The following is an 847-nucleotide window of genomic DNA, read 5'->3' on the forward strand; positions in this document are numbered from 1 at the left end:
GGCCCAGGCTCTCCGGCCGCCGGGCCGACGCAGCAGGGCGCGCCGTGCGGCGGCCTCGAGCGTGTCCGCGCTGGTGGGCACCGAGGGGGTGATGCCCGAGACGCCCGCCCGGTAGATGGTGTTCTGGCGAGCGCGGCCGGGGGCGATGTTCTCGGGCTCGGTCAGGGAGTCAGAGGTCATGCGGTCGAGCCTACTGAGGGGTCGATCCGGCCGCGGGTCGCGGGACGAGGTCAGCCCACGAGGCCCAGCACCGCGAGCCCGGCGGCCCCGCACGCGGCCGCCACGAGCAGGGAGGCGAGGGTGCCGATGATGAACCGCTCGCTCACGGCCGGGTTCTCGCGGATCTCCGGATAGCGGCCCAGCGCCTTGATGGCCACCACCACGGCCGCCAGCTCGAACCGACCGGCCAGGATCGCCGCCGTGAGCCCCACCCGTTCGAGGATCCCGATCCACATCCCGCCCCGCAGCACCTCCCGGACCTGTGGTTCGGAGGTCTCGCGCCGCTGCACCACGGGGCTGCGGGAGTCTCCGCTGACCTCGACCGTCGGCGGGTCGGGCACGTGGGCGGAGCGCAGGACCAGCGAGGCGATCGGTGCTCCGAGCCCGGCCGAGGCGAGCAGACTGATGACGACGACGATGAGCGTGGGGATCCACTCGGGCCAGGTGTTCATCGCGTGGCCCCCGTGGCCGCGTCGTGCGCGCCGGACAGGAGCCGGTCGAGCGCGGGGTACGCCGCCCGCTCCTCGCGGATGCGGGAGAGCCGAAGCGCGCCGGTGACCGAGGCCGGGGTGATGTCCAGTTCGTGTGCGGCCGCCGCCTGGGTGGGGGAGCGGTCGACGGCGTCCAC

1 protein-coding gene and 2 pseudogenes are annotated in these 847 nt (G+C 74.6%); all 3 read right to left on the bottom strand.

From position 1 onward, the window contains the following. Positions 1-180 (bottom strand): annotated as a pseudogene (locus IY392_RS18305) (lactate 2-monooxygenase); the annotation flags it as partial. A 50-nt stretch (positions 181-230) separates the two neighbouring features. After that, complete coding sequence (locus tag IY392_RS18310; RefSeq protein WP_194861998.1) at positions 231-671, bottom strand: hypothetical protein; 441 nt, start codon at positions 669-671, stop codon at positions 231-233. After that, positions 668-847 (bottom strand): annotated as a pseudogene (locus IY392_RS18315) (hypothetical protein); the annotation flags it as partial. The gene IY392_RS18310 and the pseudogene IY392_RS18315, both read right to left, overlap by 4 nt.

Source organism: Dietzia sp. SYD-A1 (assembly GCF_015356725.1).
In the GTDB taxonomy this organism is placed as follows: domain Bacteria; phylum Actinomycetota; class Actinomycetes; order Mycobacteriales; family Mycobacteriaceae; genus Dietzia.

Bases quoted from the DNA above. Each gene is read 5' to 3' on its own strand.
- IY392_RS18310 (WP_194861998.1), bottom strand. From the start codon at position 671: ATGAACACCTGGCCCGAGTGGATCCCCACGCTCATCGTCGTCGTCATC.